This window comes from Pseudomonas sp. Leaf15 (genome assembly GCF_001421425.1).
GTDB classification, from domain to species: Bacteria; Pseudomonadota; Gammaproteobacteria; order Pseudomonadales; family Pseudomonadaceae; genus Aquipseudomonas; species Aquipseudomonas salomonii.
In genome coordinates this window covers 90,404-107,702 of sequence record NZ_LMKI01000032.1, presented here as the reverse complement: position 1 = coordinate 107,702, position 17,299 = coordinate 90,404, and the positions used below count along the sequence as shown (strand labels likewise).

Genomic DNA, 17,299 nt, shown 5'->3' with positions numbered 1-17,299 from the left:
CCTTGGACGCTCTGCGTCCGCGTTGTGACGCAGAGCGTCACGGGATGCATTCCCACGCGGAGCGTGGGAACGATCAGCGGATCAGTTGCTCTTCACGGCATAGTCCGGCTTCTTGTCGTTACCCGGAATGAACGGGCTCCACGGCTGGGCGCGGATCGGCTTCTCGGTCTGCCACACCACCGAGAACTGCCCGTCGGCCTGGATCTCGCCGATCATCACCGGCTTGTGCAGGTGGTGGTTGGTCTTGTCCATGGTCAGGGTGAAGCCCGACGGCGCGGCGAAGGTCTGGCCGGCCATGGCTTCACGGACTTTGTCGACATCGGTGGATTTGGCTTTCTCAACCGCCTGTGCCCACATATGGATGCCTACGTAAGTGGCTTCCATCGGGTCGTTGGTCACGGCTTTGTCCGCGCCTGGCAGGTTGTGCGCCTTGGCGTAGGCCTTCCAGTCGGCGACGAATTTCTTGTTCACCGGGTTCTCCACGGACTGGAAGTAGTTCCAGGCCGCGAGGTTGCCCACCAGCGGCTTGGTGTCGATGCCACGCAGTTCTTCTTCACCCACGGAGAACGCCACCACCGGCACGTCGGTGGCCTTCAGGCCCTGGTTGGCCAGCTCTTTGTAGAACGGCACGTTGGAGTCGCCGTTGACGGTGGAGATCACAGCGGTTTTGCCACCGGCCGAGAACTTCTTGATGTTGGCGACGATGGTCTGGTAGTCGCTGTGGCCGAACGGGGTGTAGACCTCTTCGATATCCTTATCGGCTACGCCTTTGGAGTGCAGGAACGAGCGCAGAATCTTGTTGGTGGTGCGCGGGTACACATAGTCGGTGCCGAGCAGGAAGAAGCGCTTGGCGCCGCCACCTTCTTCGCTCATCAGGTATTCCACGGCCGGGATCGCCTGCTGGTTCGGCGCCGCACCGGTATAGAACACGTTCGGCGACATCTCTTCACCTTCGTACTGCACCGGGTAGAACAGCAGGCCGTTGAGTTCTTCGAACACCGGCAATACCGATTTGCGCGACACCGAGGTCCAGCAGCCGAACACCACGGCAACCTTGTCCTGGGTCAGCAACTGCCGGCCTTTTTCAGCGAACAGCGGCCAGTTCGACGCGGGGTCCACCACCACCGGTTCCAGCATCTTGCCGTTCACACCGCCCTTGGCGTTGATCTCGTCGATGGTCATCAGCGCCATGTCTTTAAGCGAGGTTTCGGAGATCGCCATGGTCCCGGACAGCGAGTGCAGGATGCCGACCTTGATGGTCTCGGCGGCCTGGACGGTCCAGGTCAAACCCATGGCGGCAATGGATGCCGACAAAGTGAAAGCCTTGATCAAGCTACGACGCTTCATGGTGCGATCTCCGTAAACCGATAGTGTTGTGGGGCAGATACACAGGGCTTTGCAAAGGCTGTGCCTGCGGCGGCAAACACCGGTGTCTGTGAGTGGTTGTTACGGACATTGGCACGGGGGTGCACCAGCTTGGCGCTGCAATTGCCGTCAGGTGCAGGTGTGGCGCTAAAACAGGGCGCAGAGATAGATAGGCAGCGCAAACGCTGTGCAGGGATGTTCCGGGATGAACGCTCAACCAATGTGTGTTGCGTGAGTTACGCTCAGGTCCATGGCTAACTATTCACCACTTGGGGGGTGGGTGACCTGTTGAGAATGACCTCAGAACCCGGTGCCCAAGAGTCCTTGGGCACCGAGGTGGTTCTCACTATTCAGGGACGTTGCCATGACGATCGATTTGTCGCGCGAGGAGCGCGCAGCCAGTTCAAACCGAGGAGCTGCGAGTTTACCCGCCGTCAGCCCAGGGTTCATTAACGAAGCCGATGCCGCGTATTGGGCGCACAAGAAAATAGGTACACGCAGAGACAAGGAGTACGGCGGGGTTATTTTGCGCAAGTATACGGGCAGGTATCACGCAACCGAGCCCGTGCCCGGCAAGGGGATGCAGTTTGATTTACGCGAGGTACTGGCGGTCGGCGCCGACGGTCTATTTGAGCAACCCAAGGGTTACACCTGCGTGGCCTCCTACCATTCGCATCCTGCGGACCATGAGCTGACTCAGAAGGCAAACCCGGACTTTGATCGTAAAACGGTCAAAGCTTTTTTGAGTTTTTTTTCCGATAGCGACTTTTGGCATGGGGTGAATAACCGGGACTTTTTCCCGGCCGCTTATTTGTCCGGCCCCGACGGCTCGCTGATCCGATACGCTTCGAGTGGCTCCAATGAAGAACGCAGCTTTGCTCTGTGGATAAAAGCAGGAAGGCCCCGCAATAACAAAGTTGCCCTGTTTGGGCCGTTCAGCACATTCGTCAAAAAACTCTCGACGCTAGGGACCTTGAGCCTGATTGTGCCCACGGCACTGTGGGGCGGCTCGGCAGGCGACGTGCCTGCCGATTGGGTAGTGTTCCAACCCTTCAGCAGCGGTGCGCCAACTCCTCAGCCTTTGTTTACCGGTGTATTCACCGAAGTTCAGGCTGCGATTAACGTTTGTGAGCCCGTTGCTGCGCCCGCACGCCAAATCGGCATCGTGATCAAGGCGCAAGGCGAAGGCCGGGCTGAGTATGCGGTTTCTCAGCCGGAGCCTGCGCAGATGCGGGGGTGGCTGGCCGGGGATACGTTGCCGCCACTGCCGCCCGGATGGGCGCTGCACGGCATGTACGTTGACTCAAGTCCTGTACCCGAGCCTTACCCGCTTATCCAAGCCTGGCTGTACCAGCGATTTATGAACCCGTTGGATTTGGCCACGCACATTGTCGCCTACCGCCGGTTTGCCAAGGCGCTACCTGTTGCCTCTGCCGGTTCGCTGTACATCCGCACAAGTGACGCAGCCGTTTTACGCTATGGGTTTTCCGGCTCTGACGCCGAGTCTCAACTTTTCGCTCAGGCAGCAGACGGTAGCGTGACGGATAACGGCACGCAGGCGCTGCTGCAGGCGGGAACGCTGCTACCCCAGGCGTTCGTAAAACAGGTGGCCGAGGCGGGCCAATTGAGTGTGGAGCGCACCAGCGATATGTGGGACAAGAAAGGTGCAGTGGACAAAATGTGGCGGCCTTTTTCCAAGATTCCCGAGCCGCAATTAAGCCCGGCCTTTATCACTGCCGATGACGCTGCCTGTTGGGCACATGAGGTGATCGGCGAACGACGCGACGTCGAATATGGCGGTGTGATTCTCAAGCGGGGTCATCGCTACTATGCCACTCATCCCATACCGGACCGCCGAGCGGTGTTCGAACATGGTCTCCTCTTGGCCAGGGACAGTGATGGCAAATTCATCGCCCCTGATGATTACAGCGCCGAGGCGTTTTATCACTCCCACCCCACGACTAATATCGCGCAAGCCAAAATCAACTACCCCGACAACAGCGATGATCAGTTGCTGCTACGTGCCAACTTCTATTCAAGGCCGGACCTGCGCTTCAGCTTCCGTAACCGAGCTTTCGCCAAGGCTCACTATCTTTCAGGGCCGGATGATGTGCTGCTCAAATATGTCAGCAATGGCTCGGCGCTTGAAAGAGCGTATGACCAGGAGCTGCGTGGCGTGGAGGACAAGACCTCCAGTGATTTTGAGTCCAAGGTCATCTGGAAACTGGCCGAGGCCGGCGAGCTTTCGGTCGTGGTGCCACACCCGGTTTGGGGCGGTGTTCGCGGACGTATCTTCAAAGGCTGGCGCATCAGGACTCCCGCGACGGCGCAGCCGCAGCAACCCTTTTTCACCGGGGCCTACTCAAAACCCGAGCATGCCGTGATGCGTGCGCTTTCACTCGCTGGCCCCGGCGATACGGGCGCAAAATTTGGATTTGTACTCAAGCATACGCGTGAAGATATCTACGCAGCGACGCTGGCGGTACCCAAGAGTGAACCGCTGTTTTCGCCTGTTGATCTATTCCCCAAACGCCGTGATGGCGGGTTGCGACTGCCTTCCCAATTCCGGTTGGAGGCTATCTACTTCAGCAGTTGGTATGAGACCCACGAAATTGCGGCCCGGGAAACCTGGCTGGCCAGCGCCTTCTTTACTCCGTCGCAGGTGGTGGCCGCTACCCGCCAGGCCCGGGCGACCCTGGCGATCCAGAACCCGTCCCGTGGCTTGACCCTGTACATGCAGGCCTCGGATTCAGCGTTGCTGGCATTCAAAGTGCCAGAGGCCACGGCCACCTCCGAGCTGGTGCAGGAATCCAGTGCCGGCGAGCTGCACGATAACGGTGCGCAAGCCGGCCTGCTCGATGGCACGTTAAGCCCACGCGCGTATGTACGTCGGGTCATTACCGCGACCGATCTGTCGGTGGTTCAGGCGGGCGGCTTGTGGCGGCAGGTGGGCACAGTGGATAACCACCTGTTGGTGTCGTACTACACGGCAACGTTGAGCCGTTCGTTTCTCTCGGCGCGCGATGCCGCGGTGTATGCCCATGAGCAAATCGGCAACTGGCGTAGCGGCCATTACGGCGGTTATATACTCAAGGGCGAAGACGGCCGTTTTGTTATCACTGAACCCGTGTCAAGTGCGGCCAACCCCTTTGCCTTCACGCTGTTTTTTCCACGCGACGGTAAAGGGCCGTTGATCCCGCCGGAACCTTATGTGTTGCATGCCCGCTACGGTTCCCACACGGCTCTGTCGATGGTCAGCCCGGCCTGGGTGGCGCGGCGCGGCTGGACGCATGACGAGGCGCAGATCAACCTGCAGGTGTTCTCCGATGATGAAATGTACTCGATCATTCCGGCCGGTCGCGTGGCGTACCTGTCGGGGGCCAGTGATTGCCTGCTGGAATACACCCCCAATCATTCGCCGCAGGAGCAGGTGCTGCTGGCCAATATCGGCCCGCAGGCCGGCGACAACAGCCTCGGCAAACGCCTCGACAACGGGCAGATCCGGCCTGCCGATTGGGTCCGGCGGCTGGCCGAGGCGGGGGACCTCAAGATCATCCAGGGCAACCCGTTATGGGGCCAGCGTTCGGTGGTCTACAACGACTGGACGCCCAACTATACCTACGCGCCAAGATCGGGCCCACCCGACTACACCACCTACGGTGCCGTATTTGCCAGTGCCGATGAGGCGGCCGGTAACCTGCACGGACGTGTGCATGCGCGTAACTTCGCGCAGGCGGCCTGTTTTGCTTTCATCCTCAAACACAAGGACAAGGAGCAATACATTGCCAGCGAGGTAGTGGGCGTTGTCAGTGAGAACAAACTGTTCAATCTCAACAGCCTGTTTGAACTCAAGCCCGAGGGCGGTTACCAGCTGCCCGATGGGTTCATATTGCACGGGCTGTTTCGCTCGCAGCAATGGTCACGTACCGGACAAAATACGTCGAACGCCTGGTTGACGCTGTTTTTTGTCACGCCAATAGTATTGTTCTCTGCCCTGTATGCCGCTACTCGAAGTGGCCAGAGCAACCTGCCGGTTTACTTTTCAACCCTCGATGGCGCGCTGTTGCGGTATGAGCCGCCGCTGCTCGATGTCAAAAGTGGCGGCCCGGCAGATACATTGTTGACGCTGGCGCAGCAGGCATTGGACTCCGGCGAGCAGACACCCCAGAGCTTCCTGGGTGCGTGGGCGTTGAAGGGAATGCTTCATGTGGTACGTACCAGCCAGTTCTGGGACAAAAAAGGCCCGGTCACCCCTGCCTGGACCAGTTACGCAACCCTGATGCCGCGGCGTTTGAGCCCCTACTTCGCGAATGTCGACGATGCCGCCCGCTACGCAGCCTCCAGGGTGAACAACGGATACCATCGGCGTTTTGCCGGGGTGATACTCAGGCTGGGAAATGGTCTGTTTGTCTCGACGGAACCACTGCCGCTACCACCCCAGGGGTTGGCATTACACTGGATATACCCGGATCGGGCTGCTGATTTAGCGCTTTACCCTGAGAACAGTACGATTGTTGCGCGCTATCGGTCTTTGATGGATCAAGAGGCGCCGTTGTTGCTGTCCGTCACTCAAAAAGCGATCTACCAAACCATGATACCGACGGCGGTATTGTCAAACCTGTTGCATCGTGAGGCCCACCTTAACCGTGAGTATGTGTTTGGCCCCAGTGGCTCGATCCTCAGTTACCACTTGTCGGGCTCTGCCGAGGAGGAGCGACTCAAGACGCGTCTGGCGCCACTGAACAAGGTCAAGGGTGATTACGCTGACAACAGTATTGAACAGCAACTGCGCAGTGGCACGCTCACGCCGCAGGACTTCATCACCGAGGTGGTGAAAGCCGGCCACCTGAGTGTGATAAAAGGCGATCGGGTATGGGGCCCGCCCAGAAAGCTGGCGGGGGATTTTCTGGTGAATATATCGCCAACCCATCCTGGGGATATTCGCGCAGTGTTCATGGACGCACCCTGCAGCCCGATTTTCACCCGGGCGGCCGATGCCGTTCGTTACGCTCAACGGCTATGGACGCCTCAAACCGAGGTGGCCTTCGGTTACGTGCTCAAGTCGACTAACAAACCGTTCTACAAGGCAACCCTGGCGCTTGTCAGAGACGATTTTGCTGATTTCAAACAGGTCTTTATCGACGGCCAATTGCCGCAGGGCTATGTGTTTGATGGTTTGTATCTCTGTGCTTCGACCGAGGCCATCGCCGGTAGCAATGATGAAATGGCGCGCAGTTTTTTCCCGCCCCAATACATCGCCAAGGCACTCAACGTTGTCACCTATGCCCGTAACGGCAGTGTTCCGACGTTGTATCTGTTGTGCAGCGACGGTGCGATGCTCACGTATGCGTTTCCCAAGGCGGCGCCGTTGTACCCATGGACGAGCAAGGCACATATCGAACGCACACAATTGCTCGATGGCTCCCTTACGGTACGTGATTATGTGCGCCGCCTTGCGGGCGCGGGGACGTTGTACATCCGGGTGACCAGTGAGGTCTGGGGTAAGAAAGAGAGGGTCACTGAGCATTGGCAGCCGAATAAAGCGCCGTATGCATTTGCCGACGATCCGCATTTTCATTCGTTCTGCGGCCCGCTGTTTGCTTACTCCGATGATGCGGCCCGCTATGCCCAGGGCCTGGTTGCGCCGTTCAAGGGCAAGCAGTACCTGGGCGCTGTGCTGGTGCCGGGGCAAACGCCGGGGTACGTCGCGCTCGACCCGGTGGAAGATCAGGGTACGGGAAGTACCAGTACCCTGGAATTGTTGTTCTGGGCTGATCATGCCGGGTTTGATGTGCCGCCTGAAAATACACTGAGCACCTACAAAATCGCCGCTGTGCAGGCGTTCTATAAAGCCATTGCGTCGACGTCCAGCTTTGAACCGATAGATAAAGAACTCTTGGGTAACTTCGTTTCCAAGGACGATCTTTACGGCTACGTGTCGGTCGTCAAGGTGAATGCCCCTGACGCCCAGTGTTGTTATCTGTCCTGCCGCGGTGGTGCGCTGCTCAAGTACGTGCCGGCATTTACGGCATCTGAAGAGCGGTTGCTTGCTCCGGGTATGGCACCGGTGCCCCGTGTGTTCGTCGCGCGATTGCGAACCCTGGGCAAATTGTCAGTGCTGGTCACCGATGCCTTCTGGAGAGTGGCAGGGCCATTGGGTGAGGAGTGGAGCGAGGCGGAACCGGAACCCGAAGCGTTCTGGTATGAACGGCAACGGGATGAACTCTGAGTTCAGCGCTTGCGCATCAACCCGATAAAAAACAGCCCGCCAATCGCCGCCGTGGCCACGCCAATGGGCAGGTCTTCGGGGGCGATCAGGGTGCGCGCCGCGACGTCGACCCATACCAGGAACAGGCTGCCCAGCAGCGCGCACACCGGCAATAAACGCCGGTGTTCGGCGCCCACAAGGCGCCGCGCAATATGCGGCACCATCAGCCCGACAAAGCCGATGGAGCCGCTGATGGACACCAGCACGCCGGTCATCAACGACGCCACCAGGAACACCTTCAAACGCACAGAACGTGCGTTCATGCCCAGGGTCACGGCGGTCTGCTCGCCGGCCATCAATGCGTTCAGCGGCCGCGCCATGCCCACCAGTATCAACAGCCCCAGCAGCACGGTCGCAGTGGGAATTGCCAGCAGTTCCCAGCGCGCCAGGCCCAGGCCGCCGAGCATCCAGAACATCACCGCCGAGGCGGCGCGATGGTCGCCCATGAACAGCAGCAGGTTGGCCACCGCCATCATCACGAATGACACGGCCACGCCGCACAGCAGCAGGCGATCACTCTCCAGGCGGCCGTTACGGCTGGCCACGGCCAGCACCACCAGCATGCTCAGCAGCGCACCGATAAAGGCCGCGATCGGCAGGGTCAGCAAGCCGACGACTTCCCCCACGTGCAACACCACGATCACCGCGCCCAGGGTGGCGCCGGAGGTTACGCCGAGCAGGTGCGGGTCGGCCAGCGGGTTGCGCGTCACCGCCTGCAACACGGCGCCGATCAATGCCAACCCGGCGCCGACCAGCGCACCGAGCAACATGCGCGGCACGCGGATCAGCCACACGATATGTTCCTGGCCAGTGCTCCAGTTGACCTCGCCGAGGCCGAAGGCCTTGTTGAGCAAAATCCGCCATACCACGTCTGCCGGCACCCGCGCCGAGCCAAACCCCAGCGAGATCACGCAAGAGACCAGCAACAACGCGCCGAGCGCACTCAACAGCAGGGCATAGCGGCGGCTGATCATTCGCCGTGGAACCCTTTGGCCAGGGTTTCCACCGCCAGCACGTTGTCGATGCCTGGCGTTGCCTGCACATACGGGATCACGATAAAGCGCTGATTCTTGATGGCGTCCACCGACTGCAACGCCGGGTTATCCAACAGGAATTGTTCTTTCTGCGCGGCGGTGATTTCGCTGTAATCGACGATCACGATCACCTGCGGGTTGCGCTCCACCACCGTTTCCCAATTGACACGGGTCCAGCTGGCGTCGATGTCATCGAGGATATTGCGCCCGCCGGCAGCGGTGATCAGTGCTTGCGGCATGCCCAGGCGGCCGGAGGTCATGGCGCGGTCTTCGCCGCTGTCGTAGAGGAACACCCGAGGCTTGTCGGCGGGCAGGTGCTGTTGCACCTCGGCCACTTGCGCCTGCATCTGCTCGATCAAGGCCGTGGCACGGTCCTGCACATCGAAGATCTTGCCCAGGTTGCGCAGGTCGTTATAGGTGTCATCCAGGGTCGCCGCCGGGCGCTTCATTACAAAGGCGCAGGACTCGGTCAACTCGTAGACGTTGATGCCCAGCGGCTGCAAGGTTTGCGGCGTGAGATCGCCACCCACGCGCATGCCGTAATCCCAGCCGGCGAAGAAGAAATCCACATTGGCGTTGAGCAGGGTTTCCACCGACGGGTACTTGCTCGCCAGTTCCGGCAGGCCGTCGAGCATCTCGGCCATTTGCGGCGTCACCGACTTCCAGCCGGTGACGCCGCTGTAGCCGGCCATGTGATCCTTGAGGCCCAGGGCGAGCATCATCTGGGTCATGTTGATGTCATGGCTGACCGCGTGTTTCGGCGCTTCCTGAAAGGTCACGTCGCGGTTGCAGCTTTTGACGGTCACCGGGTAATGGGTGGCTTCGGCAAACGCTTGGGCCGTGCCGAACAACAACACGAGAGACAACAGGGAGCGCAGGATCATGGTTGGGTTATCCAGGTGATTCGGGGGTAGCTGGCCAAAGGGTGGGTGTCGATCAAGGCTTCGACGCCGAAGACATCACGCAGCAACTCGGCGGTCAGCACTTGATGGGGTGTGCCGCTGGCGACAATGCGCCCGTGGTGGATCACGTACAAACGATCACAGTAAGCCGCGGCCAGGTTCAGGTCGTGAATGCTGGCCAGGGTGCCGATGTTCAAGCGTTTGACCAGCCTGAGTAACTCCAGCTGATAGCGCGGGTCGAGGTGGTTGGTCGGCTCATCGAGGATCAACAATTGCGGCTGCTGCGCCAGGGCGCGGGCGAGGATCACACGCTGTTTTTCACCGCCCGAGAGCGTGGCGAACGCGTGGTCTTCGAAGCCGTGCATGCCGACCGATTCCAGCGCCTGCCGGATGAGATGCTGGTCGTGCAGTGTGTCGCCGTCGAACAACCCCTTGTGGGGCGTGCGGCCCATGGCGACCACTTCGTCCACGCGCAGACCGAAGGTGTCGGGGAACTCTTGCAGCACCACGGCGATGCGTTGCGCGCACCATTTGGCGCTTTGCTTCCAGACATTCTGGTGTTCGAGCAGCACGTCACCGCGTTCGGGTTTGCTGAAGCGATAAGCGCAGCGCAACAGGCTGGTCTTGCCGCTGCCGTTGGGGCCGATCAGCCCGACAAACTCGCCCGCGCCGACCTGCAGCCCGGCATCCCGCAACTGGAAGCGGTGGTTGCAGTGGTCGTGACCCGGTGGGGTCCAGCCAAGGTCGGTGAGGGTGAGTGAGGCCATCAATATTCTCAAGTTCAACACGGTTAATGGTGGGAGCTGGCTTGCCTGCGATAGCGGTGGATCAGGCAGACCGCTATAGCAGGCAAGCCAGCTCCCACAGGGGAGCGGTGTTGTGTTTCGGTTAGAAGGTGTAGTCCGCCGTGACGAAGAACGAACGCGGCTCACCCAGTATCCACTGTTGGCCATTGTTGTACTGGCTGACGGCGTAGGTGCGGTTAAACAGGTTGTTCAGCTCAAGGCCCAGGGTGGTATTGCGCATCGCCTTCCACGATACGCTGGCGTCGGCCACGGTGTAGCTCGGCACTTCGCTGCTGTTGGCGGTGTCGGCATAACGGGTGCTGACGTAACGCACACCGGCACCGGCGCGAATGTCATCGCTCACCGCCTTGCTCAACCACAGGTTGGCGGTGCGGTTGGGCACGTCAACCGGGCGATTGCCGTCACGGGAAACCGCCTGGCCGTTGACCACTTCGGAAAAGTCATCGTACTGCGCCCGCACAATGGCCGCGTTGGCTTGCAGCTGCCAGGCGTGGGGTAGTTGCAGGTCGAGGCTGGCTTCCAGGCCGTTGGAGGATTGCTGGCCGACTTGTTCCTTGAGCGTGGTGCCGGGAATGCTCACCAGCAGTTTCTTTTTGACGATGTGATAGGCCGCCAGGGTCCATTCGCCACGCGCGTCCCAGAACGCCTGCTTGAAGCCGATTTCGGCCTGTTTGGCGGTGGACAACCCAAACTGCTGCTGGCTCGGGCTCAGGCTGATCAGGCTGCCGACACCGTCGGTGCTGGTGGCGTACTGGCCGTAAACCGAGGTTCTTGGGGTGATTGCGTAGACCAGACCGGCTTTCCAGTTGTTGCCGGTCAGGGTCCTGTCGGCGTCCTGGTTCGCGGTTGTCAGGTCATGGCTGTCGATGTGCAGGTAGTCGCGGCGCGCGCCAGTGATCAGCGAGAGTTTGTCGGTCAATTGCAGGCGGTTTTCGGCGAAGGCAGCGAGCTGTTTGGTGGTGCTGACCGACTGCGCAACAAACGGGCTGTCGCTCACAAACGGCTGCGGCACCGGGTGCTGAATATCCACGGGTTGGCCGCCGCCCGGCACGTCGTTAAACGGCGCGTTGCTGGCCAGGCGGAAGCGAATGCGGTTGTATTCGACGCCCGTCACCGTCTGGCTGTCGAGGCCCAACAGCGTGTGTTTGAAGGTGAAGGTCTGGCGGTCACCGACCTGTTCCTGGTCGTGCTTGATGCCCAGGTAGTCCTGACGTACCAGGCCGCCATTCACAAAGTTATAGCTCTCGGCGTTATGCCAGCGGCGCTGGTTTTTCAGGTACGACAGCTCGTTGGTGGCGGTGACGTTATCGTTGATCTGCCACTCGCTGGCCAGGCGCGTCCACTGGTCGTTGTAGTGCTGTTTGTCGTCGCTGACGTTGTAGTTCTTGTCGCGCAGGCCTTTGTGCAACTGGCCGTTGATCAACGGCGTGCCGTAGTAGTTCTGCGGGCTCTGGTCGCCGTAGTCGTGGGCCAGGGTGAAGCTCAGGTTATCGGCCGGCTGCCAGCGCAGCGCGGCGCTGACGAAATCGCTGGCAGAGTCGCCGCGTGCGATAAAACCGTTGCTGCGCAGGCGGTTGACGTTCAGGCGGTAGCTCAGGGTGTCGGTCAGCGAGCCGCCACTGTCCAGGGCTTGCTGCTGGCGGTCATCGGAGCCGTAGCCCAGGCGGATATGATTTTCGATTTCGCCGCTGAACGGCTTTTTCGCAATCGTATTGATCACCGCGCCGGTCGCGCCCTGGCCGTACATCACCGAGGCCGGGCCGCGCAGCACATCCACGCGCTCAACCGACCAGGTGTCCACCGGGAAGGTGGACGTGCCTGCGCCGTCGAACATGCGCTGCCCGTCGTACAACTGCAGCACCGAACTCTGCCCGGTAAAACCACGGGCCTGCAACGACGTGCCGCCGTCGCCCGGCGAGCCGGTGCGGCTGATGCCGGTGGCGCGGGAGATGGCGTCCTGCACACTGGCGTCGCCGCGTTCGCGGATCTTCTCGCCGGTCTGGCTCTCAACGCTGCCTGGCGTTTGCAAGGCCGTGAGGTTCAGGCGCGAACCGGCAGTGGTCGGCGTGTTCAGGTCGACACGTTCGTCATCCACGGCGGGCGCGGTCACGGGGCTGGCGGGCAGGGTCAGCGCCTGGGCATTGTTGTGCAGGGCGAGCAGGCATACGCCGCACGCAAGGTACTTGTTCATCGGTCGATCAATCGCTTCTTGAAAGGGTGTGCCCGCCGCAGGGCGCGGCGAGCAACGATAACGCAGAAAGTGTTATAAGTTAACACTTATTAGCTGCGCGACTAAAGTCGCGCAAGGCTACAGAAGGCCTCTGGCGTGGGCATCTCACCTGCTTCATGCAGAACCTGAGGCCGATTCACGTTGGCCGAAAAAACGCGCCAGCACCAGGCGATCCAAGGCCCACACCACGATCAACGAAGCGCCCACCAGCGGAAAAATAATCGCCAGCGCAAGCATGATCACCATCGCGGTTTTCCACTTGGGCAGGTCATGGCGCAACGGCGGCACCCCCAGCGCTCCTTGTGGGCGACGCTTCCACCAGATCACCACGCCACTCACCGCACTGAGCAGAATCATCAAGCAGATCACCAGCACGATCAGCTGATTGACCCAGCCGAACATCTTGCCCTCATGCAGCATCACGCCGGTTTCGGTGGCGCGTGCGACGAGGTTGTAGTGTTCCCAACGTACATCGGCCAGCACTTTGCCGGTGTACTGGTCCACATGCAGGGTCGCGTCATTGCGTGGGTCGTTGGCGAACACCGCGACGGTGAACACGCCTTCGGCGGTGGTGGGGAACGTGATGCTGTAGCCGGGTTCGACCTTGCGTGCGTTGGCCAGGTCGACCACTTGTTGCAGGCGCACAGTCGGCGCGGCAGGCCCTGAATGCATGGCGCCGTGATTCATATGTTCGGCGTGGTCGCCGGACATCGGCATTGGCGTGTTTTCCATGGCCCACGGCACGGTCTGCTGGCTGGCCGTATTGAGGCTGCGTGCTTGCTGGTCGGACTGCGGCACGGTGTTCCACATTGCCGCCGGAAACTTGTTCCACAGCTCGGCGTATTGCTTGCCCCAGAAGCCGGTCCAGGTCATGCCGCTAAGCAGCATCACCAGCAAAAAAGCCGCGCCCCAGAAACCGGCGACCGCATGCATATCGCGCCAGAACACTCGGCCACGGCTGTTGAGCCGTGGCCACAACACACCGGCCGAAGACTTGCCGCGTGGCCACCACAGGTACACGCCGGACACCACCAGCATCACCCCCCAACCGGCGGCGAGTTCCACCAGGCGATCACCCACGGTGCCGATCATCAGCTCGCCATGCAGTGCGCGGGCGATGGCTTGCAGGTTGTATTGGGCATCCTGTTCACCGAGGACGGTGCCGCGATACGGGTCGACGAATACCGTCACTTCGCGGCCATCGTTGTGCATCACGAATTGCGCGCTGCTGGTGGCGTCGGCGGGTGGCAGGTATTTGCTGATTTTGCCTTGGGGAAAGGCTGCCTGGGCGCGTTGCAGTTGTTCGTCGGCGCTCAGGGCGTGCTCGGCGCTTTGCACGTTGAGCAGGTTGCCGTACATCAGCGGGTCGAGCTGGGGTTTGAACAGATAGATGATGCCGGTGAGGGCCAACAACACCATGAAAGGGGCGACGAAGAGGCCGGCGTAGAAGTGCCAGCGCCAGGCCAGGTTGTAGAAGGAAATTTTTGGGGTGGTCATCATTAGGCTCCGCAAGGCTTTCAATTTTTTGTGTTGGTTACACCGCTATCGCAGGCAAGCCAGCTCCCACAGGGGAGTGCATGCATTCCAAGTGTGGGAGCTGGCTTGCCTGCGATGCTTTTTAGAAGCTCATGTCGACTTTGGTCCAGAGCGTACGCCCCGGCTCCTTGATGGCTTGCGGGTCGTTGGCCGGGTAGCCGAAGCCTGCGTTACCGGCCAGGTTCAAATGCTCGGCATAGGCTTTGCCGAACAGGTTGTCGACGCCGGTGCTGACCTTGAAGTTTTTATTGATGCGGTACGCCGCGTTCAGCGAGAACACGCCAAAACCGCTGCTTTTGTCGAAGTCCTTGCCGACCACGTTGCCCTTGTTCTGGTCGATGCGATTTTGCGCCGCGACCACACGCCACAAGGCGCCCGCGCTCCAGTCGTCCTGGCTGTAGGTGAGGCCCAAACGCGCGTCCAGCGGCGGCATTTGCGGCAGCGCCTTGCCGTCGCTGCTGTTCTTGCCCCAGGCGTAGGCGAGGCTGGCATCGGCCTTCCATTGCTGGGTCAGCTTGTACGCCGCGCCCAATTCACCGCCCATGATGCGCGCGTCAACGTTGCGCGCCTGGGAGGTGGTACCCATCATGCCGGGCGTGTAGTCGAACAGGATAAAGTCCTGCACCCGGCCGATATAACCCGAGGCCCAGGCTTCCAGGTCGGCGGTTTTGTACTGCGCGCCGAAGTCGAGTTGGGTGGTTTTCTCCGGTTTCACGCCGTCAAAGGCATTCACCGAACCCACCGCGCCGGTGTTGGGCGAAAACAGCTCCCAGTAATCCGGGAAACGCTCCGAATGGCCGAGCCCTGCGTAGACGGTGGTGGGTGTATCGGCCAGGTCATGCTCATAACGTACAAAGCCCGAGGGCAACGTGTCGGTGCGGGTGTCGTTGGCGGTCGGGTTGGGGCGCGACATCATTCCTGAGCCCGTGCGCTGGCGGAAATCCTTGGCCGAGGCGCGGTCCAGGCGGGCGCCGGTGATCAGCCGATCACGCTCGGCGGCGTACCAGGTCAGTTCGCTGAACACCCCGTAGTTGTGGAAGTTGGCGTCCTTGACCCGTGGCAGATCCTTGTAGGTGTCGATGCCCATGCTGCTGCGCTGGCGATGTTCGTTGGTTTGCGCGTCCACGCCGCTGATCAGTTGCACATCGGCCCAGCGCCAGGTCGCCTTGATGCGTGCACCGAGGGTGCGGCGGTCGACGTTGGAAGCCATCGGCCCGGCCATCATGCCGGTGCCCGACGGCGTACGCAGGCTGTAGTTGTCCATCACATGGTCGGCGTAGTTGTAGTACACCTGCGCTTCGACCTTATCCAGTACCTCACCGATATTGGATTTTTCAAAGCGCAGCCCCAGGCTTTCGCGCAGAAACTGCGAGCCGTCCATGCCGCGCCCGGCGTAGCGCGCTTCGCCATCGCCACGGCCGGCGGTGAGTTCCAGCAGGGTGTCGGCGTCGGGGGTGAAACCGACGGCGACATCGCCATTCCACTTGTCGTAGCGCGAAGCGACGGTGTCGTTGTTGCCGTCCTTGTAGTCATCGGCGTGGGCCTGATTGCCGATCACCCGCACATAGCCCAAAGGCCCTCCGGCGGCGGCATCGACCACCTTGTCGAAGCGCCCGTTGGAGCCGGCCAGCACACTGGCGTTGACCCGCGTGCCCAGCTCGCCGAAGTGCTCGGGCTCGCGCTCGAACAGGATGGTGCCGGCGGACGCGCCCGGCCCCCAGAGCACGGTTTGCGGGCCTTTGATCACGGTGAGCTTGTCGTAGGTTTCCGGTGAGATATACGAGGTGGGCGCATCCATCCGCCCTGGGCAGGCGCCGAGCATCATGCCGCCATTGGTGAGGATATTCAGGCGCGAACCGAACATGCCGCGCAGCACCGGGTCGCCATTGGTGCCGCCGTTGCGCACCAGCGCGAAGCCGGGGATGGTCTTGAGGTAGTCGCCGCCGTCGCTGGCGGGCACCGGTTGGCGTGGGTCTTTGGGGTTGGTGACAACGGTCAGCGGCGAGCTGGGGGCGATCGCGGTGATCACCGTGGGGCTCAACTCGTGATCCTCAGCCTGGGCGTGTGGTGCCAACAGCGCGCCACACAGAACGGCGAGAACGGGGGTACATCCCAAACGGGAGTCAGCAGAAAACCTGGACATGACAAATTCCATCAATCAATCGTAAACAACACGGCCAGCAGCCTGCGGCTGTCTGTCTGAAGTCGGCCGGTGTGAAGTGATGCTGTGAAGTGCTTACGAAGCGATGGGCGGGGCGCGGCTGCGGGCGCCGGGGAAGATGCTTTGCCGGGCATGGCCCAGGCGGGTGGCGGGCGTCAGGGCATTCGCCGGTGGCGGGGTGCCGAGGCTGACATGGGAGACGCTGCCGGGCAGGGCCGGGCAACTGAACAGCAGGTCGCAATACCCGCACTTTGCCCAAAGGGCGTGGTGTTCGCTGGGGGCTTGCTGGTGTTCGCCATGGCTGCTCGACGGCATGTCCATGGACATTTCCATCGGCATACCGGCGTGATGATCCATCGGCATCGCTTGGGAAATCAGCGGACCGATAAAGATCATCAGCATGGCGAACAGGCTGATCCAACTGCCGCGCGCCAGGCTCATGGGCCTGCGGCGGTGTGGCGACAACCTGGCGCGAGGGGCGCCCATTTACGTTGGCCTATTGGGCGTGCTTGTGCTCGTGTGTCGCCATGGGCGGTGCTTTTTGTACCGAGACTTCAACCTGCACCGGGCCGGCTTTTTCGAAGTTCAGGGTGAGTGGGAAGTGCTGGCCGTCGCGCAGTTGGCTGCGGTCTTTCAGGCCCAGCAGCATCACGTGGTAGGCCATCGGTGCGAAGGTCAGATCACCCTTGGCCGGTACGGCGACGCTGGGCACTTGTTGCATCTTCATCAGGTCGCCCTGCATCACATGCTCATGCAGCTCGGCTTTGGCCGCCACAGGCGTGTCGACGCTAAGCAAGCGATCCGCGCTGTCACCCTGGTTATGAATCACAAAATAGGCAGCGACAGTCGGCGCATTCGGCGGCAATTCCTGGGACCAGGGATCGCTGACCAGCAGGTCGCCGGCCTTGTAGTCATCGGCATTGGCAGCACTGAACACCGGCAGCAACAAGGCGGCCAGCAGCAGGGAAGATTTAAGCATGGCAGTTCTCCAGAACGG

At 61.0% G+C, this 17,299-nt stretch carries 10 protein-coding genes; 1 reads left to right on the top strand and 9 read right to left on the bottom strand.

The window, feature by feature from the left end:
• Window positions 1–81: 81 nt before the first annotated feature.
• Window positions 82–1,347, bottom strand: a complete 1,266-nt coding sequence (gene urtA / locus ASE80_RS19980) for an urea ABC transporter substrate-binding protein (protein ID WP_056860479.1) — start codon at window positions 1,345–1,347, stop codon at window positions 82–84.
• A gap of 382 nt (window positions 1,348–1,729) precedes the next feature.
• On the opposite strand from urtA, the gene ASE80_RS19975 reads away from it, so the two are divergent.
• Window positions 1,730–7,594, top strand: a complete 5,865-nt coding sequence (locus ASE80_RS19975) for a DUF4329 domain-containing protein (RefSeq protein ID WP_056860478.1) — start codon at window positions 1,730–1,732, stop codon at window positions 7,592–7,594.
• A 2-nt stretch (window positions 7,595–7,596) separates the two neighbouring features.
• On the opposite strand, the gene ASE80_RS19970 is transcribed toward ASE80_RS19975, so the two are convergent.
• The 8 genes from ASE80_RS19970 to ASE80_RS19935 form a co-directional block, all read right to left on the bottom strand.
• Window positions 7,597–8,607 (bottom strand): FecCD family ABC transporter permease, encoded by a 1,011-nt coding sequence (locus ASE80_RS19970; RefSeq protein WP_056860477.1) that lies wholly within the window; start codon window positions 8,605–8,607, stop codon window positions 7,597–7,599.
• Window positions 8,604–9,551: an ABC transporter substrate-binding protein gene (locus ASE80_RS19965; RefSeq protein ID WP_056860476.1), complete on the bottom strand. Its 948-nt coding sequence runs from the start codon at window positions 9,549–9,551 to the stop codon at window positions 8,604–8,606. The genes ASE80_RS19970 and ASE80_RS19965 overlap by 4 nt, the downstream gene beginning before the upstream one ends.
• On the bottom strand, window positions 9,548–10,336 hold the full coding sequence (locus tag ASE80_RS19960) for an ABC transporter ATP-binding protein (protein WP_056860475.1): 789 nt from the start codon (window positions 10,334–10,336) through the stop codon (window positions 9,548–9,550). Before ASE80_RS19960 ends, ASE80_RS19965 begins: the two co-directional genes overlap by 4 nt.
• Before the next feature lie 121 nt (window positions 10,337–10,457).
• On the bottom strand, window positions 10,458–12,566 hold the full coding sequence (locus tag ASE80_RS19955; protein WP_056860474.1) for a TonB-dependent receptor: 2,109 nt from the start codon (window positions 12,564–12,566) through the stop codon (window positions 10,458–10,460).
• A gap of 153 nt (window positions 12,567–12,719) precedes the next feature.
• Window positions 12,720–14,102, bottom strand: coding sequence for a PepSY-associated TM helix domain-containing protein (locus ASE80_RS19950; protein WP_056860712.1), 1,383 nt, complete (start codon window positions 14,100–14,102; stop codon window positions 12,720–12,722).
• Window positions 14,103–14,223: 121 nt separating this feature from the next.
• Window positions 14,224–16,284, bottom strand: a complete 2,061-nt coding sequence (locus ASE80_RS19945) for a TonB-dependent copper receptor (protein WP_056860473.1) — start codon at window positions 16,282–16,284, stop codon at window positions 14,224–14,226.
• A 93-nt stretch (window positions 16,285–16,377) separates the two neighbouring features.
• Entirely contained in the window at window positions 16,378–16,788 is a 411-nt protein-coding gene (locus ASE80_RS19940) for a DUF2946 domain-containing protein (RefSeq protein ID WP_056860472.1), read from the bottom strand.
• 10 nt (window positions 16,789–16,798) lie between these two features.
• Window positions 16,799–17,281: a copper chaperone PCu(A)C gene (locus ASE80_RS19935; RefSeq protein WP_056860471.1), complete on the bottom strand. Its 483-nt coding sequence runs from the start codon at window positions 17,279–17,281 to the stop codon at window positions 16,799–16,801.
• Window positions 17,282–17,299 lie beyond the last annotated feature (18 nt).

Coding starts and splice junctions, on each gene's coding strand:
- urtA (WP_056860479.1), bottom strand. CDS start 1,347: ATGAAGCGTCGTAGCTTGATCAAGGCTTTCACTTTGTCGGCATCCATT.
- ASE80_RS19975 (WP_056860478.1), top strand. CDS start 1,730: ATGACGATCGATTTGTCGCGCGAGGAGCGCGCAGCCAGTTCAAACCGA.
- ASE80_RS19970 (WP_056860477.1), bottom strand. CDS start 8,607: ATGATCAGCCGCCGCTATGCCCTGCTGTTGAGTGCGCTCGGCGCGTTG.
- ASE80_RS19965 (WP_056860476.1), bottom strand. CDS start 9,551: ATGATCCTGCGCTCCCTGTTGTCTCTCGTGTTGTTGTTCGGCACGGCC.
- ASE80_RS19960 (WP_056860475.1), bottom strand. CDS start 10,336: ATGGCCTCACTCACCCTCACCGACCTTGGCTGGACCCCACCGGGTCAC.
- ASE80_RS19955 (WP_056860474.1), bottom strand. CDS start 12,566: ATGAACAAGTACCTTGCGTGCGGCGTATGCCTGCTCGCCCTGCACAAC.
- ASE80_RS19950 (WP_056860712.1), bottom strand. CDS start 14,102: ATGACCACCCCAAAAATTTCCTTCTACAACCTGGCCTGGCGCTGGCAC.
- ASE80_RS19945 (WP_056860473.1), bottom strand. CDS start 16,284: ATGTCCAGGTTTTCTGCTGACTCCCGTTTGGGATGTACCCCCGTTCTC.
- ASE80_RS19940 (WP_056860472.1), bottom strand. CDS start 16,788: ATGGGCGCCCCTCGCGCCAGGTTGTCGCCACACCGCCGCAGGCCCATG.
- ASE80_RS19935 (WP_056860471.1), bottom strand. CDS start 17,281: ATGCTTAAATCTTCCCTGCTGCTGGCCGCCTTGTTGCTGCCGGTGTTC.